Source organism: Pseudomonas sp. MPR-R2A5, from assembly GCF_058793055.1.
Genome location: NZ_JBXAFK010000002.1, coordinates 63,920 through 76,993 on the forward strand (window position 1 = coordinate 63,920; position 13,074 = coordinate 76,993).

Sequence of the window (13,074 nt, forward strand, 5' to 3'; positions counted from 1 at the left end):
GGCGCGAATGCATGATAAATGCACCAATACCGTGAGCATGTGGGCGGCATGGGTTGGCTCCAAGGCAAGGATTGAAACCGGCTGGCGCCAGGCGAGCAGGTTGCCCGTTGTGTGTGGCCCACTATCTGCATGAGTGACAGGCAACACCCTCGCAGGGTCCCTTGTCACACGCCCATCCTTGGCAGGTGTGGAAGGCCCCTCGCATGACTGGCCCTGACAGCGTTGTCGCGCCAGCCCCAGGCACAACCCGCCTGAGAGCAGCCGTTGCGTTTACACGGCGTCTCGTTCAATCATTTTTTTGCACAGGCCTCCAGACCCCCATCCACGAGCGGGTGTCTTTTCTCACGTTGAACAAGGTTTATAGGCATGGTTGACCAGTCGATCCGCATAGGCGGTCTGTTTTCCGATACCGGTGTCACGGCGGCTGCCGAGGGCTCGACGATGCGCGGCGCGCAGTTCGCGATTGCGCAGATCAATGCGGCCGGCGGGGTCGATGGTCGCCCGCTGCAGTTGATCACCCGCAACCCCGATTCAACGCCTGCGCTGTACGCCATGCACATCGAATCGCTGATCCGCGAAGAACACCTGCGGTTTTTCTTTGGTTGCTACACCTCGGCTGCACGCAAGGCGGCACTGCCGATTGTCGAGCGCTACGACGCCCTGTTGCTGTACCCGGTGTATTACGAAGGTTTCGAGTATTCGCGCAACATCATCTACACCGGCGCCACACCGAATCACAATGCCTTGCCGCTGGGTAATTACATGCTGGACAACTTCGGCAATCGCGTGTTGATGATCGGTTCCGAATACGTCTACCCGTACGAAACCAATCGCTTGATGAGCGACCTGTTGTACGAGCGTGGCGGCACCAAGCTGGGCGAGTATTACCTGCCGCTGAAAAATGCGCGGCCGGAAGATTTCGCCAAGCTGATGGTCAAGGCCAAGGAACTCAAGCCCTCGTTTATTTTCTCGACAGTCGTCGGTGAAACCATGGGGCATTTGTACCAGGCCTACGCCGACGCAGGCTTTGATCCGGCAGTGATGCCGATTGCCAGCCTGACGACCAGCGAAACCGACATTCAGCAAATGGGTGTTCACCTGGGCGCGGGGCATATTTCGGCGGCTACGTATTTTCAGTCGGTGGACACGCCGACCAACCGCCAATGCATTGCCCAATACCGCGAGCTGTTTGGTCAGCATCAGGTCACTGACCGTTGCTGGGAGGCGGCCTACTTCCAGGTGCATTTGCTGGCCAAGGCGATCGTTCGAGCGGGCAGCACTGAAGTGGAGGCTGTGCTGCAGGCCATGCGCGGGCTGGAATTCGAAGCGCCACAAGGACGCATTCGGATCGATGCCAACAATCACCATACGTACCTGTTTTCGCGGATCGGCCGGGCCAATGTCGAGGGTCAATTCGACATCCTTTACGAAAGCCAGCGTGCACTCAAGCCTGACCCATATGCCATTGCACCCAATTTCAATGAATGGTCCGGCTCGGTGGGGAGACGTCTATGACCGTGCGCGCCGCCAAGAAACGCCTGCGCAACGACGGTGCCGGTGGCATCAAGGACCTGCGCGACGTCAGCGTATTGGTGATGCACCCGGATGACGAGGATGGACGCAACCTGATCGAACAGTTGCAGCGCATCGGTTGTCAGGTGCGTGTGCAATGGCCGATTCCGGAGCGCTTGAGCGCTGAGGCGGACGTGATCGTGTTGGCGGTGTCGCCGGAAAGCCTGTCGACCAACACACCATGGCTGCTGCACGCCAGCACGCCGCCGATCATTCCGGTGATTGCCTATGAGAACCCGATCATTGTCGAGGCATTGGTGCAATTGAACGCTTGCTCTGTCATTCCTTCGCCCGTGAAGTCGTTCGGTTTGCTGACCGCGTTGGCGATCACGCTCAGTCAGTCACGCAAGGCCCGCGAACGGGAAAGGCACGTCAAGCGCCTGGAAGGGCGCATGGCGGTCATGCGCACCGTGCAGCAGGCGAAAATAATCCTCATCGAAACCAAGGGCATGTCGGAGACCGATGCCTACAACGCCTTGCGAGATCAAGCCATGGCCAAACGCGAACCGGTGGAAAAAATCGCCGAAGCACTGGTCAAGGCCCACGAGTTGTTCCGACAAGCCTGTTCCTGAACAGTCTTTGAGCATCAAGCTTGTGAAGGCTTGATCCTCTTCTGCGTGGACGTTTGCCATACGCCTCACTTGGCAGGTATGGATCACCGCGTGGCGACCGGCATGGACAATGGAGTCCTCCGGAGCGAGCCGTAACCTGTGCATTGGGCACGGCCGGTTCGAGTCAATGATCACCCGATATCGGGTGGTTCTTAACGTCACTTGGAGAACACCATGTCCGTAAAACGCCCCAGCAAAGCCGATTTTCTGATGGCCGCCGAAGACCACGGTTATCACCTGACAGATAGCCAGATGGAGGCCTTCCTCAATCTGGCCGACGAAACGTTGAACGCCTATGAAGCCATCGATGCGCTGTACGCCGCCAACGTCGCGCAGCAACCGCCTGAACGCGAATACAACAAAGCCGCCGAGGCAGACAACCTGCACGGCGCCTGGTACGTGAAAACCCGCATCGTTGGAGCGGCGCAAGGGCCATTGGCCGGCAGGACTGTGGTCATCAAGGACAACGTGTCGGTGGCTGGCGTCCCCATGGCTAACGGTTCATTGAGCCTGGACGGGTATATCCCGTCCGAAGACGCCACTGTGGTCAAACGCTTGCTGGCGGCCGGGGCCACGGTGGTCGGCAAGTCGGTGTGTGAAGACTTGTGTTTCTCCGGGGCCAGTTTCACCTCCGCCAGCGGCCCGGTTAAAAACCCGTGGGACCTGACGCGCAATGCAGGCGGCTCGTCCAGCGGAAGCGCGGTGCTGGTGGCGCTTGGCCAAGTCGACATGGCCATCGGCGGCGATCAGGGCGGTTCGATCCGGATGCCGTCGGCCTGGAGCGGCATCGTCGGGCACAAACCGACTTACGGCCTGGTGCCTTACACCGGGGCGTTCCCGATTGAGCGAACCATCGATCACGTGGGCCCGATGGCCAATAACGTGCGCGATGTGGCAGTGATGCTCGATGTCATTGCGGGAGCCGATGGGCTTGATTCCCGGCAAAAGAGTCCACCCGCGGTCAACTGCCTCGCGACGCTGGACCAGGGCGTTGCCGGCTTGAAGATCGGCTTGCTGCGAGAGGGGTTTGCGATCCCGGGGATGTCCGAGCCGCAGGTGGATGCGCTGGTCAAGGCGGCGGTTGCCCAGCTTGAAAGCTTGGGCGCCAGTGTCGGCGAAGCGAGTGCTCCGTGGCACACGGGCGTGGCATTGGATCTGTGGAACGTGATTGCCACTGACGGCGCGGCGTATCAGATGTTGCAGGGCAATGGTTACGGCATGAACGTCGACGGTTATTACGACCCGGACATCATGAGTTACTTCGGCGAAAAACGCCGTGAACACGCGGATGCGTTGTCCAGTAGCGTGCGAGCGGTCGCGTTGACCGGTCACTACAGCCTGAAAAACCTGCATGGCGCCTACTACGCCAAGGCGCGGATGCTGGTACCGGAGCTGACGCGCCAGTACGACGAGGCATTCAAGGATTTTGATGTATTGGTGCTGCCCACCATGCCCTTCGTAGCCACGCCGTTGACCGCCGCGGATGCGCCCGTCGAGGAGTACGTGCACAGTGCACTGGACATGCTCGCCAATACCGCGCCGTTTGACCTCACGGGGCACCCCGCGACGTCGATCCCGGCGGGGCTTGCGGACGGCTTGCCGGTAGCCATGATGATCGTTGCCCCGCGTTTCCAGGACGCCCTCGCATTACGCGTTGCCCAGGCCTACGAACACGCCCGTGGCGCATTCCCTAAACCCCCGGCGCTGTAAACCGATTGCCTGCCCTGGCGCTGGCGAATACGTTCGCTGGCGCCTGGGCTACTTTGCCTGCCAGCCCAATTGTCTGGAAATCTGCTGGGTGGCTTCCATCAGCCGATTAACGTAATCCTGCTTGAGTTCTTCGCGAAAACGAAAGCAGGGGAAGGACACGCTCATGCCCGCTATCACGTGGCCGAAACGGTCACGGATCGGTGCGGCCAGGCAGCGCATATTGTCTTCGAACTCTTCATGGTCTTCGGCATAACCCTGGGCGCGTACCACTTCCAGTTCTTGTAGATAGGCCTCGATGCTGGTCAAGGTGTTGGCGGTACGGCGCTCGAAACTTTCTTCCTGCAAATGAGCGATCAGCTCGGGCTGCTCCAGCCAGGGCCTTTAGGATGGTCAAGGGGGGCGTTGCCAGGGTGCAGACTGCCTTGGCCTCGACAAAACCTCAGCCCCCGGAAAGCTGAAACCGATAGCCCACCCCATACAACGACTCGATGGGCGTTTCCCCAGGGCATGCCTGCTCCAGCTTACGCCGCAGGTTACGGATATGGCTGTCCACCGTGCGGTCGGTGACCACACGGTGGTCGGAGTAGATGTTGTCGAGCAGTTGGTCACGGGAAAACACCCGCCCGGCGGAACGTGCAAAGGTGCTGAGCAAGCGCAGTTCCAGCGGCGTGAGGTCCAGTTCGATACCGTCGAGTGACGCACGGTATTGCGCTTCGTCGATCAGCAGGCGCGGCGGTGTGCTGGTCAGCAGTTGGGGGCCGCGACGCAGGATGGCCTTGACTCGTGCTACTACCTCGCGCGGGCTGAACGGCTTGCAGATGTAGTCGTCGGCGCCCAGGTCCAGGCCCTGCAGGCGGTCCACCTCTTCGACTCGGGCGGTGATCATGATGATCGGTACGGCGCTGAACCCGCGCAGGTCCTGGCACACTTGCATACCGTCGCGCCCGGGTAGCATCAGGTCGAGCAAGATCAGGCGCGGTGCCTGGGCGCGCACGCTCGGCACCACCTGCAAGCCGTTGTCCAGGCAGCGCGTCGGGTAGCCCGCGGCGACCAGGTAATCGCGCATCAGTGCGGCCAGCTTCGGTTCGTCTTCGACGATCAGGATCGGGCTTTCGTCGCTCATGAGTCAGGTATTCCGTGGCAGGCGCAGGGTCAGCCAAAGACCGCCGAGGGGGGAGTGAGCGGCGCTGAGGCTGCCGCCGTGGGCGAGGGCGATGCTGTGACAAATCGCCAGCCCCAGGCCGGCCCCGCCACTGGCGCGGTTGCGCGACGATTCACCGCGATAGAAACGCTCGAACAGGCGCGGCAGTTGTTCGGCTGAAACGCCTGGGCCGGAGTCTAGAACATCAATGCACACGTCGGTGCGATCCAGGCCGGCGCGGATGCGTATGAGCCCCTGCGGGTCGGTGTAGCGCACGGCGTTTTCCAACAGGTTGGAAAACAATTGCTGTAAGCGATTGGCGTCGGCCAGCAGTTCTAGGGGTTGGGATGGCAAGTCCAGTTCGATGCGCAGGTGCTGGGCGTGCAAGCGCTCCTGGAACATCGCCACACTGTTGCGCAGCAGCGGCTCCAGTGCGCAAGCGCTCTTGCGATAGGTCAGTGCGCCCACATCCGCCAGGGACAGTTCATACAGATCATCCACCAGCTTGCTGAGCATGCCGACCTCACCTTGCAAGGATTTCATCGAGCCTTGGTCCAGGGTGCGCACGCCATCCTCGATGGCCTCCAGCTCGCCGCGCAACACCGACAGCGGGGTACGCAATTCGTGGGACACATCGGCCATGAACTCACGACGCATCTGTTCATTGCGCTCCAGGGTATAGGCGAGCTGATTGAAGTCCCGGGCCAATTGGCCCACTTCGTCATTGGAGGCCACCGCCACGCGGCCGCTGTAGTCGCCGCTGGCCAGGCGATGGGTCGCTGCGGCCACCCGTTTGACCGGCTCTAACAACGTGCGGGCGATCCACCAGGCAATCAGCATCGCCAGTAGCAGCGAAAAGGCGCCCATCACCAGGCTGGTGCGTAACTGGTATTGCTGGAACCGTTCGCCGCCGGCCTCGGTCACGCTCTGGAACGGGGTCACGGCCAGCCAGCCGACGGTTTCATCGGCCACCACGATCGGGCGCAACAAGGCGTCGTTGCCGATATCCGGGTAGCCGTTCACGCGTTTTTTGTGTTTATCCAGCAATGCAATGCGAAACAGCGCGCCCGTCAGGTCCGAGGCCATGGGGGTACGCAAGTCGTTCTTCGCCGGATCTTCGCCGAGTTCGGGCCGCATAATGTCAAACCAGCGGTCCGGCTGGTTGCGCAGGAACTCCCAATTCCCCTCACGCGCATAGGCACTGGCCAGGCGTGGCAGCACGGGTGCCATGCGGTCCAGCGCCTGCTCATTGAGATACCCGAGAAAGCCGCGCCCAAAACTCCAGCTCGTCGCCAAGCCCATGCTCAGGATGACCAGCAGCACACCGGCCAGTACCGCGATAAACAGCTTGGTGGAGATACTCAACTTCATGCAGGTGGGCCGTTAAGAATGGATGGACCATTTAGGCCCTGGCGACGGAAAGATTCAACCCGGTCGGGCAATCTTCAATTTTCCTGCACATTTGCCTCGCAGGATGGCGCTGACTCAAGCCATTCCGTCTTGCAGAGGCAGCTATGTCCACGAAAATAATCGCCAAATTCCTGGTAACCGCCGCGGTTTTCCTGTCGTTGATCATTCTGGTCATGTTGGGTGGCTGCTCCGGTGGCGAGCCGGCGCCTGAAGCGGTCACCCCCAAAGTCTCGGTGATCAGCATAAAGCCCCAGAGCCAGGTGCTGACCACTGAGTTGGCCGGGCGCACCCAGGCGTTCATGGTGGCGCAGATTCGTCCGCAGGTGGGCGGCATCGTCCAGCGGCGACTGTTTGTCGAGGGCGCGGATGTCAAGGTCGGGCAGGCCCTGTACCAATTGGATGCGGCGTCCTATACCGCCGCGCTGGCGCAGTCCCAGGCGAGCCTGGCCAAGGCTCGCGCCACGCTTAAATCGGCGCAGAGCACCGCCAGGCGCGACGCGGAACTGGTGAAGATCAATGCCATCAGCCAGCAGGATAACGAGGACGCCCAGGCGACCTTGCTGACGGCTGCCGCCGATGTGCAAGTCGCCGAGGCGGAAGTCGAAACTGCCCGGATCAACCTGGCGTACACACGTATCACCTCGCCGGTCAGCGGGCGCATCGAAACGTCCACCGTGACCCCTGGCGCGCTGGTGGTGGCCAATCAGGACAGTGCATTGACCACGGTGCAGCAACTCGATCCGATCTATGTGGACGTTACCCAATCGACCACGCAATTGCTGCGGCTCAAGCGGGACCTGGCCAGCGGCGTGTTGCAGTCCAACGGTGACGGCCAGGCGCGGGTCAGCCTGAAGCTGGACGATGGCAGCACTTACAACCAGCAAGGGCGGCTCAAGGTCAGCGGCGTCAGTGTCAACGAGGGGACGGGCACCGTCACCCTGCGCGCGGAGTTCGCCAATCCAGACCACCTGCTGCTACCGGGCATGTATGTCCGCGCGGTGCTGGAGCAGGCCCGCAATGACCAGGCCATTCTGGTTCCGCAAAAAGCAGTGACCCGCAGCGCCAGCGGTGTGACCACGGCGCTACTGGTGGTCGACGGCAAGGTGGAACAACGTCAGCTGAGCATTGATCGCGCGGTGGGCAATCAATGGTGGGTCACGGCAGGCCTCAAGGCGGGTGACCAGTTGATTGTCGAAGGCGGACAAAAAGTCCGTGCCGGTGCCGCAGTCCAGGCGCAGGACGCCAGCGCGCAAGCGGCCACGCCACCCACCCCTGTGAAGGAGGGTTAAGCGTGGCGCACTTTTTTATTGATCGACCGATTTTCGCCTGGGTCATCGCCATCGTGATCATGCTCGGTGGCAGCCTCTCCATCAGCCAGTTGCCGTTGGAGCAATACCCGGACATCGCGCCACCCACGGTGAAGATTTCCGCGACCTACACCGGAGCCTCGGCCAAGACCGTGGAAGACTCGGTGACCCAGGTCATCGAACAGCAGATGAAAGGCCTGGATAACCTGACCTACATGTCGGCCACCAGCAGTTCGGCGGGCAGTGCCAGCATCAGTTTGACGTTCACCGCCGGCACCGACCCGGATGTCGCCCAAATGCAGGTACAGAACAAGCTGCAACAAGCCGAGTCGAGACTGCCGCAATCGGTACAAAGCGAAGGCCTGACCGTGACCAAGGGCGGCTCGGACTTCCTGATGATTGTCGCCCTGGCATCGGATGACCCCAGCGTGACCGGCACCCAGATCGGCGACTACATTTCCACCACCTTGCTGGACTCCATCAGCCGCATAGACGGGGTCGGCGATGTGCAGACATTGGGGGCAGGCTATGCCATGCGTATCTGGCTGGACCCGGCCCTGTTGGAAAAGTACGCGCTGATGCCTTCGGACGTCAGCAGTGCCCTGGAGGCGCAGAACACCGAAGTCTCCGCCGGGCAACTGGGGGCATTGCCGGCGATCAAGGGGCAGCAGTTGAACGCCACGATCAGTGCCCGCAGCAAACTGCAGACCGTCGAAGCGTTTCGTGATGTGGTGGTCAAGTCCAGCAGCGACGGTGCCGTGGTGTTGCTGGGCGATATCGCGACCCTGGAACTGGGCAGCGAAAGCTACGACATCAGCACCGCCCTCAACGGCAAGCCCGCGGCGGCCATGGGGGTGCAACTGGCGGCAGGCGCGAATGCGCTGAACGTCGGCAAGGCGGTCAAGGCCAAGCTCAAGGAGATGGAACCGTTCTACCCGACTGAAATGCAGCTTAAAAACGTGATTGCCTACGACACCACGCCGTTTGTCAGCCTGTCCATCGAGGAAGTGGTCAAGGCCTTGGGCGAGGCCATCGTGCTGGTGGTGTTGATCATGTTCCTGTTCCTGCAAAACCTGCGCGCGACGCTGATCCCGGCGATTACCGTGCCGGTGGTGTTGCTGGGCACGTTCGGCGTGTTGGCGATGTTTGGCTATTCGATCAACACCTTGACGATGTTTGCCATGGTCCTGGCGATTGGCTTGCTGGTGGACGACGCCATTGTGGTGGTGGAAAACGTTGAGCGGCTGATGGGGGAGGGGCTATCGCCTGTGGCGGCCACGCGTCAATCGATGCGCGAAATCAGCGGCGCACTGGTCGGCATCACGCTGGTGCTGAGCGCGGTGTTTATCCCCATGGCGTTTTTCGGCGGTTCCACCGGGATTATCTATCGGCAGTTTTCGGTGACCATTGTCTCGGCCATGGTCCTCTCGGTGTTGGTGGCGATGACGCTGACCCCCGCGCTGTGCGCTTCGTTGCTCAAAACCCACGATGGCCAGGGGCATGCGGCCCAGCGCGGGTTCTTCGGCGGGTTCAACCGCACCTTTGAACGTGCCAGCGCCGCTTACGAGCGTTGGGTGGGTGTGGTGTTGCGGCGTTGGGTGCGCAGCCTGCTGCTCTATGGCGGGGTGCTGGTGGTCATGGCGGTGGGCTACATGAGCCTGGCCACGTCGTTTCTGCCGGACGAAGACCAAGGGATCCTCCTGGCACAGATCCAGTTGCCGGTCGGCGCGACGGACAGCCGCACCCAGGCGGTGATCAAGCAGTTCGAGGACTACATCCTCAAACAGCCCGAAGTCGAAGCGATGATCAGCATCAGCGGGCTGGGCATGGGGGGGAACAGCCAGAACACCGCGCGCGCGTTTATCCGCCTCAAGGACTGGGACGAACGCGGTGGGCCCGGCCAGGGTGCGGCGGCCATTGCCCAACGGGCGACCCTGGCACTGGCCAGCATCGGGGATGCCGACGCGTTCGTCATGCAACCGCCGACCGTACGCGGCCTGGGCCAAAGCTCGGGGTTCGACCTGCAACTCAAGGACCTCGCTGGCCTGGGCCACGATGCACTGGTGGCGGCCCGCGAACAGTTTCTTGAGCTGGCCAGAAAGGATCCACGTTTGCTCGGGGTTCGCAGCAACGGCCTGGACGATGCGCCGCAGCTCAAGGTCAGCATCGACGACCGCAAGGCCGGGGCCCTGAGCCTGAGTACCAGCGACATCAACACCACCTTGTCGACGGCGTTGGGCGGTACTTATGTGAATGACTTTCTCAACCAGGGCCGGGTGAAAAAAGTCTACGTGCAGGGCCAGGCATCCGCGCGCATGCAGGCCGCGGACCTTGATCATTGGTTCGTGCGCAACAGCAACAATGAAATGGTGCCGTTCTCATCGTTTGCCAGCAGCACCTGGAGTTACGGCTCACCCTTGCTGGAACGCTACAACGGTAACGCCTCCCTGGAAATCGTCGGTGACCCCGCGCCAGGGGTGAGCTCCGGCGACGCGATGGACGCGGTGGAAGCCATTGTCCGGCAATTGCCCCAGGGCATCGGCTACGAATGGACCGGGCAGTCCTATCAGTTGCGGCTATCCGGCTCCCAGGCCCCGCTGCTCTATGCCCTCTCCGTATTGTTTGTGTTCCTGTGCCTGGCCGCACTCTACGAGAGTTGGTCGGTGCCGTTCTCGGTGATTCTGGTGGTGCCCCTGGGGGTGATTGGCGCCGTGTTGGCGACCCGCGTCGCGGGGTTGAGCAACGACGTGTATTTCCAGGTGGGGCTGTTGACCACCGTGGGCCTGGCGGCGAAAAACGCGATCCTGATCGTTGAGTTCGCCAAGCACCTGCAAGAGCAGGGCAACAGCCTGATCGACGCGACGCTGATCGCGGTGCGCCAGCGCCTGCGGCCGATCCTGATGACGTCCCTGGCCTTCATGTTCGGCGTGTTGCCGCTGGCCTTGAGTACCGGCGCAGGTTCCGCCGGACGTCAGGCCATCGGTACCGGCGTACTGGGCGGGATGTTCAGCGCCACGGTGCTGGGGATCTTCTTTGTACCGCTGTTTTTTGTGCTGATCCGCCGCCGTTTCGGCCGCGAGCGCAGTGCTCGTCAATCTGCCCCGACAGGTGATGCATGATCAAGTCACATTGGCCTTTACTGGCCGCCATGGTCCTGGGCGGCTGCGTCAACCTGGCGCCCCAGTATGAGCGGCCTGAAGCGCCCGTCTCCGGGCAATGGCTGCCGGCGGCCAGCCTGCCGAAAGGGCAGGTGGGCGCCGACGTCAAATGGCAGCAGTTCTTCACCGACATCCGCCTGGCGCAGTTGCAGGCGTTGGCGCTGGCCAATAACCGCGACTTGCGCCTGGCCAACCTGAACGTGGAGAAGGCCCAGGCGCAGTACCGCATCAAGCGCGCGGACCTGTTTCCCACCCTTGATGCGAGCGTCAGCGGCACCCATAGCCGTACGCCGGGGTCGTTGTCCAATACCGGCACGGCGGCCACCACCCACGATTACAGCGCGCAATTGGGGCTGAGCAGCTATGAACTGGACGTGTTTGGCCGGGTACGCAACCTTCGGGACGAGGCCCTGGAAGACTACCTGGCGCTGACGGAAACCCGGCGCAGCACGCAAATCAGCCTGGTGGCCGAAGTGGCCACCGCCTGGCTGACCCTGGCGGCCGACAACGAACGGCTGCTGCTGGCCCAGGAAACCCTGACCAGCCAGTTGGCCACCTACAACCTGACCCAGCGCAGCTATGCCCTGGGCGGCTCCTCCGCGCTGTCCGTGGCCCAAGCCCAGACCACGGTCGAGTCGGCGCGGGGCGATGTGGCGTCCTACGAGAGTCAGATTCTGCAGGACCGCAATGCCTTGCGCCTGTTGGTCGGCAGTGACGTGCCCGAGGCCCTGTTGCCGGGCACGCACCTGGAGTCAGCGGCCGTGCTGGTGCAGATACCCGCGGGCCTGCCTTCCAGCCTGCTGCAACAACGCCCGGATGTGCTGTCGGCCGAACACACCCTCAAGTCCGCCAATATCGATATCGGCGCGGCGCGCGCGGCGTTTTACCCCAGCATCAGCCTGACCGCCAATGCCGGCTCCTCCAGCGCGGCGTTGGCCGGCCTGTTCAAATCCGGCAGCGGTGCCTGGACCTTTGCCCCGAGCATCAGCGTGCCGATTTTTGACGCGGGCAGTAACCGCGCGACCCTGGACTCGGCCAGGGTCGAACGTGATATCCAGGTGCAGACCTACCAGCAAACCCTGCAGACCGCGTTCCGTGAAGTGGCCGACGCGCTGGCGGTGCGCAGCACCCTGGATCGCCGGATCGCCGCGCAACAGGCGCTGACCGACGCCAGCCGCAAAAGCTTCGAACTCTCCGATGCCCTCTATCGTGGCGGGTCGAAAAGCTACCTCGAAGCCCTGGATGCGCAACGCTCCCTCTACAGTGCACAGCAAGACCTGATCACCCTGCGCCTGACCGAGCAGAGCAACCGCATCACGCTCTACAAAGTGTTAGGCGGCGGCTGGAACTGAAGGCCCAGGCGAAAAGACTCTGCCGCATACACACATAACCGCAGCGATGGAACGGCTTGCGTGGATCAAATCGGGTGACTTCATTCATTGGGGAACAAACATGCGTGCCTTTCGTTTCACCTTAAGCCGTCGGGCCCAGGCACTGGCCTGCGCCTGTTTCATCACGCTGTCACCGCTGTGCCGTGCGGATTCCGACGAGGACCCATGGGAGGGGTTCAACCGATCGATCTTTGCATTCAATGACACGTTGGATACGTATGCACTCAAACCGCTCGCCCAAGGCTATCAATTCATCACCCCCCGTAGGGTCCAGGACGGTATTCATAACGTCTTCAACAATCTGGGGGAGGTGAAAAACCTGGCTAACAATGTACTTCAAGCCAAATTTCACAGTGCCGGCGTGGATACCAGTCGCTTTTTGCTCAACAGCACGCTGGGCCTGGTGGGGATGATCGACGTCGCGACGCCGATGGGGCTGCAACGCAGTGACCAAGACTTTGGCCAAACCCTGGGGCACTGGGGCGTCAACAGCGGCCCTTACCTGGTACTGCCATTCCTGGGGCCAAGCACGCTTCGCGATGCACCCGCGATCCTGCCCGATGCCTACGCCAACCCGGTCCGTTACATCGGCGACGTTCCGACGCGCAATAGCCTGTACGGCGTGAGCATGATCGACGGGCGTGCCCAATACCTGAAATCTGAAAAGCTCATCACTGGCGATAAATACAACTTTATCCGCAGTGTTTATCTGCAAAACCGAGCGTTCAAGATCCAGGGCGCAAACGTCAAGGATGACTTTTGAGCCGTGTGACG

10 protein-coding genes are annotated in these 13,074 nt (G+C 61.7%); 7 read left to right on the forward strand and 3 right to left on the reverse strand.

Annotated features, from left to right (window positions below):
* The first annotated feature begins 366 nt into the window (after positions 1 to 366).
* The 3 genes from AC1Q6I_RS01745 to AC1Q6I_RS01755 all read left to right on the forward strand — a co-directional run bounded on the left by AC1Q6I_RS01745 (position 367) and on the right by AC1Q6I_RS01755 (position 3,893).
* Positions 367 to 1,515: a transporter substrate-binding domain-containing protein gene (locus tag AC1Q6I_RS01745; RefSeq protein WP_069076679.1), complete on the forward strand. Its 1,149-nt coding sequence runs from the start codon at positions 367 to 369 to the stop codon at positions 1,513 to 1,515.
* Positions 1,512 to 2,144, forward strand: coding sequence for an ANTAR domain-containing response regulator (locus tag AC1Q6I_RS01750; protein ID WP_069076680.1), 633 nt, complete (start codon positions 1,512 to 1,514; stop codon positions 2,142 to 2,144). Before AC1Q6I_RS01745 ends, AC1Q6I_RS01750 begins: the two co-directional genes overlap by 4 nt.
* A 213-nt stretch (positions 2,145 to 2,357) precedes the next feature.
* Positions 2,358 to 3,893 (forward strand): amidase, encoded by a 1,536-nt coding sequence (locus tag AC1Q6I_RS01755; RefSeq protein ID WP_069076681.1) that lies wholly within the window; start codon positions 2,358 to 2,360, stop codon positions 3,891 to 3,893.
* A 48-nt stretch (positions 3,894 to 3,941) separates the two neighbouring features.
* On the opposite strand, the gene AC1Q6I_RS01760 is transcribed toward AC1Q6I_RS01755, so the two are convergent.
* The 3 genes from AC1Q6I_RS01760 to baeS all read right to left on the reverse strand — a co-directional run bounded on the left by AC1Q6I_RS01760 (position 3,942) and on the right by baeS (position 6,405).
* Positions 3,942 to 4,265, reverse strand: a complete 324-nt coding sequence (locus AC1Q6I_RS01760) for an IclR family transcriptional regulator domain-containing protein (protein WP_227496887.1) — start codon at positions 4,263 to 4,265, stop codon at positions 3,942 to 3,944.
* A 67-nt stretch (positions 4,266 to 4,332) separates the two neighbouring features.
* Positions 4,333 to 5,016 (reverse strand): response regulator, encoded by a 684-nt coding sequence (locus AC1Q6I_RS01765; protein WP_024076450.1) that lies wholly within the window; start codon positions 5,014 to 5,016, stop codon positions 4,333 to 4,335.
* A 3-nt stretch (positions 5,017 to 5,019) separates the two neighbouring features.
* Complete coding sequence (gene baeS / locus AC1Q6I_RS01770; protein ID WP_069076683.1) at positions 5,020 to 6,405, reverse strand: sensor histidine kinase efflux regulator BaeS; 1,386 nt, start codon at positions 6,403 to 6,405, stop codon at positions 5,020 to 5,022.
* A 143-nt stretch (positions 6,406 to 6,548) separates the two neighbouring features.
* Here baeS and AC1Q6I_RS01775 point away from each other — a divergent pair, with 143 nt between their 5' ends.
* The 4 genes from AC1Q6I_RS01775 (at position 6,549) to AC1Q6I_RS01790 (ending at position 13,063) form a co-directional block, all read left to right on the forward strand.
* Complete coding sequence (locus tag AC1Q6I_RS01775) at positions 6,549 to 7,733, forward strand: efflux RND transporter periplasmic adaptor subunit (RefSeq protein WP_024076448.1); 1,185 nt, start codon at positions 6,549 to 6,551, stop codon at positions 7,731 to 7,733.
* Between the two features lie 2 nt (positions 7,734 to 7,735).
* The gene (locus AC1Q6I_RS01780) at positions 7,736 to 10,870 is read left to right on the forward strand and encodes an efflux RND transporter permease subunit (RefSeq protein ID WP_024076447.1); all 3,135 of its coding nucleotides are present in this window, start codon (positions 7,736 to 7,738) and stop codon (positions 10,868 to 10,870) included.
* Positions 10,867 to 12,261 carry an efflux transporter outer membrane subunit gene (locus AC1Q6I_RS01785; protein ID WP_102623999.1) on the forward strand — a complete coding sequence of 465 codons (1,395 nt, stop codon included), beginning with the start codon at positions 10,867 to 10,869 and terminating at the stop codon, positions 12,259 to 12,261. The genes AC1Q6I_RS01780 and AC1Q6I_RS01785 overlap by 4 nt, the downstream gene beginning before the upstream one ends.
* Before the next feature lie 100 nt (positions 12,262 to 12,361).
* Positions 12,362 to 13,063 (forward strand): MlaA family lipoprotein, encoded by a 702-nt coding sequence (locus AC1Q6I_RS01790; RefSeq protein WP_024076445.1) that lies wholly within the window; start codon positions 12,362 to 12,364, stop codon positions 13,061 to 13,063.
* Positions 13,064 to 13,074: the final 11 nt, after the last annotated feature.

Coding starts and splice junctions, on each gene's coding strand:
- AC1Q6I_RS01745 (WP_069076679.1), top strand. CDS start 367: ATGGTTGACCAGTCGATCCGCATAGGCGGTCTGTTTTCCGATACCGGT.
- AC1Q6I_RS01750 (WP_069076680.1), top strand. CDS start 1,512: ATGACCGTGCGCGCCGCCAAGAAACGCCTGCGCAACGACGGTGCCGGT.
- AC1Q6I_RS01755 (WP_069076681.1), top strand. CDS start 2,358: ATGTCCGTAAAACGCCCCAGCAAAGCCGATTTTCTGATGGCCGCCGAA.
- AC1Q6I_RS01765 (WP_024076450.1), bottom strand. CDS start 5,016: ATGAGCGACGAAAGCCCGATCCTGATCGTCGAAGACGAACCGAAGCTG.
- baeS (WP_069076683.1), bottom strand. CDS start 6,405: ATGAAGTTGAGTATCTCCACCAAGCTGTTTATCGCGGTACTGGCCGGT.
- AC1Q6I_RS01775 (WP_024076448.1), top strand. CDS start 6,549: ATGTCCACGAAAATAATCGCCAAATTCCTGGTAACCGCCGCGGTTTTC.
- AC1Q6I_RS01785 (WP_102623999.1), top strand. CDS start 10,867: ATGATCAAGTCACATTGGCCTTTACTGGCCGCCATGGTCCTGGGCGGC.
- AC1Q6I_RS01790 (WP_024076445.1), top strand. CDS start 12,362: ATGCGTGCCTTTCGTTTCACCTTAAGCCGTCGGGCCCAGGCACTGGCC.